This window comes from Bradyrhizobium sp. Ai1a-2 (assembly GCF_000426245.1).
Classification (GTDB): Bacteria; Pseudomonadota; Alphaproteobacteria; order Rhizobiales; family Xanthobacteraceae; genus Bradyrhizobium.
This window is the reverse complement of the sequence record NZ_AUEZ01000143.1, coordinates 1-8,896: the sequence shown is the minus strand read 5'-3', so window position 1 is coordinate 8,896 and position 8,896 is coordinate 1. Positions and strand designations below refer to the sequence as shown.

Sequence of the window (8,896 nt, the reverse complement as noted above, 5' to 3'; positions counted from 1 at the left end):
CGCTGAACAGCCAACTTTTTCGTCCGGTGCAAAACGGCCTGATGTCGCGCTCCAGAACATTGTTATCGATCGGGGCGAGACCGTCACTGGTGTAACGGGTCAGATAATCCCATTGGTTGCGCGCATAGGCGATCGCCTTGCCGGTCAAGCTTTCGGGTAGGACCTTCGGCGCCTGGTCGTCGAGCCAGGTCCGGAAGGCGGCCAATACCGGCAGGCTATGCTGCTGGCGCAGCCGCAAGGTGTATGCGGCGCACGTTTCGCCGTCGGGCGGCGTCTGGCGCGCCACCCTCTCGACCTCATACAATGCCTCGAAGAACTTGGCTACCGCCCGCTCGATGCAGCGCTGAACCGTCTGATGATGGACGTCAAGTTTACGTCCCACGGCAAAGAACGACGGGTTCTCCCGATAGGCCAGCAGCATCGCTGCCCGCGACACCCGGCTCGCCGACTCAGTTCGAGACAGCGAAAGAGCCGTCAACCTTTCAATCTCCTCCTCGCTCATCGCCAACTCGACTGCTTGCCGCCATGTTGCCATGATACCAACCCTCGTTCAGATAATCTCAAAACGAGGAATCCACCAACACACTTCCAGTTCCGTGCCGGTTTCATGGAATCGGTCGTCTAGATTGTCGCAAGGGGGCTGATCTACGCAGGAATCCGTACACCATCAACCTTGCTTTGAGATATTCTTGCCACCGTAGTACTCTTCCGCTGCCTTACGGCAGACACCAGCGTAGAACTCATCCGCATCCTCGATCGTGTAGCCTGCGCCGACGAAGCAGCCGCGGGCTATTTCGTGGAGCGTATGCCGGATTGAGCTCGTGTCGTCGTACACAGCGTTTAGGCATGCTGCGATCACTATGACCTCTTCCTTTGAGAGGCGCGGCTGCCCACTCATCAAGCGCGCGTGGTTGATGCACGCGACCGCGTTGGCGCACGTGAACGAGTCACCCAATCCAGAGCAGTCCTCGAACCCATTGCCCTGCTCGTTCAACTTGAAGTGCGCGATGGGCAGGTATTTCATGTCCGCGATCTCCGGATGGTTCAGATCCTCGACTACTGCGGGATTGTGACCCGACCGCATCTCCTGAAGATGGATGTCGAGTTTGTGCAGCCGCTCCCCAACCAAGCTTTTATTGCGCTTCAGTGGGTTCTTGTTCGGATCCTCGAACATTAGAGTTGCATCGAGCCTCTCGGTTTGCGCTCGTGAGAGGAAACCATGCTCGGCAAGGGTCCGCATCACGACGTTCTCGGGATGCCCCCAATGTATGTCCGCAGAATAGACCTGCCTAAAGTTTAGGATGGCCTGGCCGGCCGCAAACTGAGCCTCCTCACCAAGCTTGCGGTCGTTGGCGAGCAGCGCCTCGAGCGTCTCGCTGCATCGCTTGTACGTTAGGCCCTTCTCGCTCTGGAGGGCATTTCGCAAGTGCTGCGCGCCCTTGTTAATAAACGGGTGAGTGATCGACCTCGACGTGTAGCCGTACGCGCCGGTCTCCTCGTTGAGCACGCCCGTCAGCGAGTACTTTTTCTTCTGATCGTACAGCGGGCTCTTCGTCAGGTCTGGATCCTTCGGTACCTGCGGCGGTCTATACTTGGCCACACACTCGTCATTCACCAGATGCCCCTTCATGCAAGCTAGGTTTAGAACGAGCGACTGGCGCGCCTGCGTTGAGTCCACTAGGCGCGCGACATGTACGCGGGTCGCTGTCCGGTAGTCGATCATGGTTACAAACTGGTTGTTGCCGCAGGTACGGATTGGGTTGACAGGACGCCCATTCAGACGCTGAGCTTCGGCATCGGCAGCGTGATATTCTGTGTAATACTCCCTCGCCTTCGCCTGGGCCGTCCTGAGCCGTTCGTTGCTGGTGAACCCCTGTTTCCCGTCATGCAGCGAGGTGGTGGAAAGGAAGAAGTCGTTGGCGACCTCGTTGTAGGCGTAGCCCGCGCCCACCAGGCACAAGCCGTACTTTGCCACGCGCGCGGAAAGGCTTGGTCCGTCTCCCATTCCCCCTTCCGGCGCTCCGCCCCCACCATGCTGTCCCTTCCCGCCCTGCGGCAGCGCAGCGTTCCTCGCAAGTAGCGTTGCCGTATTCCGAGAAGGGAGCGTAGAAAGTGAATGACCCGCATCATGGAACACAGTCATCGCACTGGGGACCTCAGCCGGCCCGCCAACGATCCGCCGAACCTTGGAACGAAGTGCAGCAAGTGGATGATCCGCTTCGTGAAACGCAGTCATCGCGCTCGGGGCTTCAGTCAGGCCGTTGGCGATCCGCTGATTCAGCGCCCAACAGCTGCCAAGATGGTGATTCCCAATTCGCATCCCACTGCTCCTGAATTGATGCATTTGATGCAGCCTCAGCAGCAAGATTCCGGAAAGCTGCTATTCGGCTATGATTTCCGATCGTATTTCGGTCAAAGACGACCGCTTCGATCTCAGTTCTGAGACCGCCAACTGAAACCACCTCACTTGTGTGAGGCTTGTTTGCGCTCTCGTGTTGGGCAAGTGGTCCACTCAGCCGACATACGAGCCACGCTTGCTTACGCCGCGGAGAGCCGTTCGTGGCGAGCGATGATATTCCCGCGGAAGACCGGCGCGGCGCACATAGATCATCCTCGTCCCTGCGGCACTGGCGAACTGCCTTCCCGCGCGCGAACCCGGTTGCTCACCGCGTAGGCTCGAAGCCTCGAGAACGCGGTTATGATCGGGGTTTCATCGTTCTTTGTAAGCCGGTAGCCATGGTAGCCATGAGCATCTATGGTCAGTTCTTAGTGTTGGGGTCGGCGAGCATGGGCTCTTTGCCGTGATCATCGAGCCATCACTTAATGCGCAAAGAGCACGCGCCTAACTAACCGTTGTTGACAGTGTTCTGCCGGACAGTGGTCCCGGCTACATCTCAATAGCAACGGCCGTGCCAGTGGCGTCCGTCCCACTTAAGCTGCTGATTACGCTTTGAAACAATTCGCACGCTGCAGACGGCGGTCGTTGTTTTGAACTCGACAGGCGGTGTGGAGCTGTCAGAAGCCCGACAAGGAGCACGTGCAGGACGCCAACCTCACGATTGCTAACTGGTTTCACCAGCCAACCTATATGCGGCCCGTTGCGTCGGTTAACCGAACGCCACACTTGCAACGAGAGCTCAGCTCTTACGCACATCCAGTTTGCACCAGTTCCACGATGAACCGTGACAAGTGGTCCCTCGGTACGAAATCCTGCACGCTGGGCGGCAGAAGCTGCGGCTGATCAATCTTCCAGAGGCGAAAATACTTGCTCATCGCCGCCAATAAAATCAGACTCCCACCCAATTGAACAGGGACTACTCGGACAGGCTCCTAGGGACAGGGAAGGTCCCTGCCACGAGCTGTACTGCGAACTGCCCGCCGCGGCGGACGACCCCGCTTGCTCATGGGATTGCAACGCCAGCGCAGCGTTCGGCCAGGCCAGCCGAAGCCAGCCCAACGCGTCGATGATGGCGGAGTGGTTGAATTCAATAGCATCCTGCGCCAGCGTATCGTCGTGCAGTCGGCCAACCATGGGCTCCTTGCGGAGGTCATGGAGCCAGTCACTGAATCTGCGAAGAAGGCTAGCGTACACGTCGACGGTGCTTTGGGTCAGACCCAAGTCCACCACCCTGAAACGGGAAATAAGGGCGTCGTCCTCAACACACTTCGCTTTGAGGTGGTCGCCGGGCTTGGGGCCACGGCGAAGACGAGTCACCGGCCTTCCGGCCGCCGCCTCCCGGAGGTGTGTCAACGCTCTATTGAGGTTATCAAAGTCTTCGGGATCAAGTCTCACCTGGTTCGCATAGGCACGCGCATCGGCATCCGATTGGTTAAGCCGACCGGCCATTGGCGGCCTCCCATTCGTACGAAGCCAGGCGCTTAATTTGCGCAGCGCGCCTGCCATGCGTTGGACGTACGTTATGACAAAGCCGCCCTTCTCGGCTTCACGTTCGAAGTGCGAGATAAGCGCCTCGTCAGTGTCGAAGTGGAGCGCCTGCTCCTGGCCAGAGGGCTTGTCCGGAGAGCTGCGCGTTTGCTGTTTATGCGGCGGACTGCCCGTCATAGTCCGTCTCCATTTTCGACACTGAGCTTGCTTGTCTCAATTACGAGGGCTGTCAGGCTCGATGCGAGGAGACAAGGCAGATCGGCGTCGAAACATCGAATGCCATAGGCCAATGACACTGTGCTATCGACAATAATGAACGCGCCAGCAGCCCTGCACTCCATGCTGCATTTCGAGATCGAAACACGCGAACTTGCCGCGAAACGCATAAGCCTGGAGTCGCCTCCAGGCTCGACCGGCCATACGCATTCAAACCCCAAGCAATTGCTGATATCGATCTGAACCATCGTCACACCATTTCTCTGCTATAATTGGGTCTGGCGCGGCGCTCTGGCTCCGGACCGGGCAGCCCCCAAGGGGCAGAATCATGCTCTTTTCCTTGAAAAGTATCCCCGCCGCTGCAAAACGTCGACGGAGCAAAAGCATGCGGTTTTCACCACTTATCTTCGCCGCTGGTACTGCCAGGGATGTGTTCCCATTTCACTTCTTTGTAGGTGAATGACCAGTCTTCCATATTCTGGTAGAAGTTGTTCTGCGGATTGATCGTCAGCGGCACATAGCCCTTACCTTCGATCAACGTCGCATTCTTCCAAGTCACTTTGAAGAAGTTTTGCGGCTGCGGCATACCACTCGGATCGGTGCGGTAAAACTCGCAAACCACCTCTTCGAGAACTTCGTTGGTCGCCAGTGCCTGCCAGAGCAACGGCGAGGCGCGATCGAAGAACTTGGTGAAGACGGCCGGCTGGTGATTGCGCGCGCCGGTGGCGACGCCGCTCGTCATATCGCGAGGAACGGTAATACCGGCGGCAACGGCGACGACAGTGATCTTTGATTGGTTGCTCGTGTCGCTCCTGGCGACCTGCCCGATGCTGTCCGGCTTGGACGCATCTTTGGAGATGTCGCCCTGCTTCTTCCCCTTGATGGTCATGTAGGCTTCAAGTGACACTTTTGTCTCCCTTGTCTGGCATGCGCCGGCACGGACCGGCACCATAGATATCGCAACATCCGTGCCAACGGTCGTGCGCACAGGAACCATTGATATGCAGGCCCTTCTGGATGTAATGGTCGAACAGCGCCGTCCAGATTCTCGCGAACCGACACCATAAGCAAGGTCATCTGCGCAATTGGGACGGCGACCTTGTCACAGCACGACAGCGCCGACTGACTCCAATCGACACTCGACATCGAGAAACGCACGCGTGGCAGCGTCGAGCACGGCCTGCCCCGTCACACGGTAACCCAGGCGGTTGTCGACAACGGCATTGCCCTGCACCGCGTAGACAACCACCGTGCGAGGGCCGCGTTGTTTCTGCTCCAGATATTGCGTGGATAGCTGCAGGTGCAATTCTCGTCCGTCGCGAAGCCGTTGCGAGCGAATGCCATCGGCCGAGAGCGGCGCAGCATTGATCCACGCTGTCGGCAGGATGCTCGCCCGCGTCGCATTCGCGACGGCTTCCAATAGTGGGTCGATCTCGCGGGTTGCGGGCCGCCAGGCGCTCATAAAGCGATCAGAAGTGAGAAACTCACGGAGGCCCGTCGTAAATCTCGATCAAAGCGCCAGATTGCGACTTGATGCGATTGAACAGGTGTGTCTCGGAGGTCACTAGTCCCTTCATAGCGGGATTGTGCACCGCTCCGATCACCACCGGCCGATCAATGTCGCCGTTCATGTAGCCAACCATGACTTCCGTTCCAGCCACCAGTGGAAAATGCAGCCCACTCTCGCTCGGGCCCACATAAGGCTCGAGCTTCCGCACGTAATCGCTGCCGCGTCCTTCCGGCGCCGTTTCGTCGGCGAACGTAAACTGCAGCTTATAGCGGCCCTGGTCGTCGATCTCGGCCCGCCCGTTCCAAGCTTCTCCATCGACCGTGGCGGTGTGCACGCCGACGCCGAGCGGCACTGGCGTCATAACGACCGGACGATAGGGCACCTCCGAGCGGATGCAGTGGACCATGTTGTAGTAGGCGCGCCCGTTTTGCGGTAACGCATGGAATCCGGTCGGGGCCGGCCGGTAGGCCGAGTGATCGGCGGCGACGACGAGATAGTCGCCGTCAAACCGTGGATGGCCCTTTAGTTCGAAAATGACGCCTGCACGGAGCTCCGGCGCGTCGCTGTTGGCGATGTACATCGTCTGACTAGCGCCAATCTGCTCGGCGCGGATCCTGGCTAGCGAGCTCGCTTCTCCTTCGTTAGCAAAATGCCCGCCGAATCTCTCAGAGTTTCCCAAGAAGCCGCTGCCTTGTCCAACCTCTTTGTACCCAGAAAGGACAGCAGGAACCGTTTCGTTGTAATCGCGCACTGCGATCGTCTTTGTCGAGAGAACCCGGCGCTGCCGGAACGAAAGAACGGCGCTTTCGTCAATGCTCCGCGGCATATTGCGGTCGCGTTGATGGGAATATTCGATGGCCGACTTTGCGCCGAACTTGACCTTTGGAAATGCCAGATTCCTATCGCCGAACACGATGGTCTCACCGCCGTCTTCTTGCTTGAAAAAATAGAAAATTCCGCTGCGTTCGCAAAGGCGCGAAATGAAATTGAAATCACTTTCATTGTATTGGGCGACATAATTTCGCTTTGGATAGTTATCCAGATTGTATTCTGTGGGAACGCTGATAGCTGCCCTGCTCAGCTGCAGTTTCACGATTTCATCGACGCCCACTGGTTGGCCAGGGCCATAAACACGGCTCGCTAGGGAGAGTTCGGTAGCCGAGAAGCGCGGGCGCAGAACGAACTGAAGCACCCGCAGTTCGGTTACCGTCGGGTCCAGTTCCTCGACCTGGGCACATAGGCCCGAGGCAATCCATCGCCCGCATGCGGTTTTGACCGTCAGCTTGGCGCGCTCGCCAATCCATGAGTCAGTATCGGCATCGCTTGATGTAGTGGCATAAACCAGATAGCTGAACGGCACGGAAATGCATTCCGTGCCCTCGAAGCCTTGCACGTCGAGCTTGACTTCGGGCTTGCTGAGAATGTCCAGAGCAATGCTGAGATTGTAGTCGGTCATCGGTGCACCACATCGAACGTTCGCTGGGCTGACAACGCTTGTCACAGTTGCGGCGGAGCGAACTGCCGTCTGCAAAGACGGCAAGTGTGTGCCGGCGGTCTGCAAGCACTGCAAATGCTCAAACCATAACTCGCCTCCTTACAACCTTTACGACAGACGTATGGCGAGCGCTGCCGCACAGGCGGTAAAACCAAGGCGGCTTGCCGAGACGCTGGACGAACTCGCCGACTGTCTGGATGCGGTCGCGGCGGTTTAGGGCAAAGGCCTGAAGCGAGCACGCACCATTGCGCCGGCGAAATGTTCGCAGGCCGCGCCGACGTCAGATTCTCCTCGAGAGCCTCGTTGGCCGGCCGCTGCGGATATGGATGAGTTCCAGTCAGGGCAAAATAGGCGACCACCGCGAGAGAATAGACGTCGTCGCTTTCTGCCCGCGGCTCGCCCATCAGCATCTCTGGCGAAGCATAAGCCGGGGTCAGTTGGCGGATCTGATCGAGCTGCGCCGTGCCCTTATCGCTTTGTGGCGTAACGTCGAGCATCAGCACCGTCCCAAAATCGAGAAGTTTGACTTCGCCTGTTGGAGTCATGAAGATCTTGCCCGGTTTGACATCGCCGTGGACAATGCCGAGGCGGTGTATGTGGGGGCCGTATTGCCGCGTCCCAGCGGCGCGTCGACGGTGTTGATGTAGACTCCATTGGTGCTGGTGTCGGTGATCGTGAAGCCAATACCGTTGAATGAGATCTGCGCGTGACACGCCGACAGCATTTTGGTTGGATCTGGAAGTTGCCAGTTGCAGGCGAGCCCCCGTCCCAGAGAGCCACCTTCCGGTGAACGCCTGTCTGGCGTTACCGCCCAAGGATTCAGCCTTCTCTCCGACGACTGTAAGTATGAGATGCATCCCAAGCCTTGTTCGGCTTTGCTAACCAACACGCGTCAGTATCCGATCGCTGCATAAGACTTGCGTGCGGCCCCGGCATTGCGGCGTCTTTCGCACCATGCTGTGAGGTCGACCGACTGGCTCGCACGCCTGGTGCGCGACAAGAAAGAGAAGGTCGTTGCGGGCGCTCTCAACTGCGGTGGAGGATGTGCTAGAGTTCCCTCTCAGAAACGAGGCACACGGGTTCAAGGAAAGGAGAGCATCGCTGGTCCTGCGGCGTCTGCATGCAGTCATCCCTCACTCAGTGTTGCAGCATCTTGTTAGCAACGGCCGTGCCAACAGCATGTCGCCATTTAAGCGACTGATTAAGCGTTAAAAAATTGAAGCTCGGCAAATGACAGCAGGTGTTCTGAAACTGACAGAGGGAGGCGGTTGTGATACACTGGATGCATGTTTCGCGGGATCGTGAGCAATTTTTGAATGGCTCAGCCCGCTTCGGCCGACAACTCAACCGGCTTAGGAACTGCCTCGTCAGTGAACGAGGAAGGCCGATGCCCACCCAGAGATTGTCGATGCGCCGGATCAAAGAGGTTCTCCGCTTAAAACATGTTCAAGGCTTGCCGGAGCGAGCCATCGCGCGCACCCTGGGCATCAGCAACGGTGCCGTACACAGCTATCTGCGCCGAGCCGGGGCTGCCGGGCTGAACTGGCCGTTGCCGACGGGAATGACCGACGAGGACGTGGAGCTGCTGCTTTTCCCTGCGCCGAAGCCTGCGGCGCTGAGCCCCCAGCGGGCTGTTCCCGACTGGGGCTATGTCGACAAGGAGCTGCGTCGGCGCAACGTGACCCGCCGGCTGCTGTGGGACGAGTATCGCGCCACCCATCCCGATGGATTCGGCTATACTTGGTTTTGCACGACCTACGAGGCCTGGAAGGGGCGGGCCCGACCTTCG

The 8,896-nt window shown here is 58.4% G+C and carries 8 protein-coding genes and 1 pseudogene; 3 read left to right on the top strand and 6 right to left on the bottom strand.

All coding sequences use genetic code 11. The features are described 5' to 3' along the window. Positions 1-319, bottom strand: a pseudogene (locus K288_RS48570) (transposase); the annotation flags it as partial. 348 nt (positions 320-667) lie between these two features. Next, entirely contained in the window at positions 668-2,005 is a 1,338-nt protein-coding gene (gene xopAG, locus K288_RS53910; RefSeq protein WP_160169077.1) for a XopAG/AvrGf1 family type III secretion system effector, read from the bottom strand. A 111-nt stretch (positions 2,006-2,116) separates the two neighbouring features. On the opposite strand from xopAG, the gene K288_RS0141270 reads away from it, so the two are divergent. Then, the gene (locus K288_RS0141270) at positions 2,117-2,443 is read left to right on the top strand and encodes a hypothetical protein (protein WP_027584632.1); all 327 of its coding nucleotides are present in this window, start codon (positions 2,117-2,119) and stop codon (positions 2,441-2,443) included. Positions 2,444-3,241: 798 nt separating this feature from the next. Here K288_RS0141270 and K288_RS0141265 read toward each other — a convergent pair. From K288_RS0141265 to tssI, 4 genes are all read right to left on the bottom strand, one after another. Beyond that, entirely contained in the window at positions 3,242-4,063 is an 822-nt protein-coding gene (locus K288_RS0141265; protein WP_027584631.1) for a hypothetical protein, read from the bottom strand. Between the two features lie 433 nt (positions 4,064-4,496). Next, on the bottom strand, positions 4,497-5,009 hold the full coding sequence (locus tag K288_RS0141255; protein WP_064737405.1) for an Hcp family type VI secretion system effector: 513 nt from the start codon (positions 5,007-5,009) through the stop codon (positions 4,497-4,499). 195 nt (positions 5,010-5,204) lie between these two features. Further along, positions 5,205-5,564, bottom strand: coding sequence for a hypothetical protein (locus K288_RS0141250; protein ID WP_027584629.1), 360 nt, complete (start codon positions 5,562-5,564; stop codon positions 5,205-5,207). 22 nt (positions 5,565-5,586) lie between these two features. Beyond that, positions 5,587-7,068: a type VI secretion system tip protein TssI/VgrG gene (tssI, locus tag K288_RS0141245; protein WP_027584628.1), complete on the bottom strand. Its 1,482-nt coding sequence runs from the start codon at positions 7,066-7,068 to the stop codon at positions 5,587-5,589. Between the two features lie 365 nt (positions 7,069-7,433). On the opposite strand from tssI, the gene K288_RS54430 reads away from it, so the two are divergent. Then, entirely contained in the window at positions 7,434-7,754 is a 321-nt protein-coding gene (locus tag K288_RS54430; protein ID WP_027584627.1) for a hypothetical protein, read from the top strand. 740 nt (positions 7,755-8,494) lie between these two features. Continuing rightward, on the top strand, positions 8,495-8,896 hold a 402-nt coding region (locus tag K288_RS48565; RefSeq protein ID WP_275451083.1), incomplete at its 3' end, for a sigma factor-like helix-turn-helix DNA-binding protein.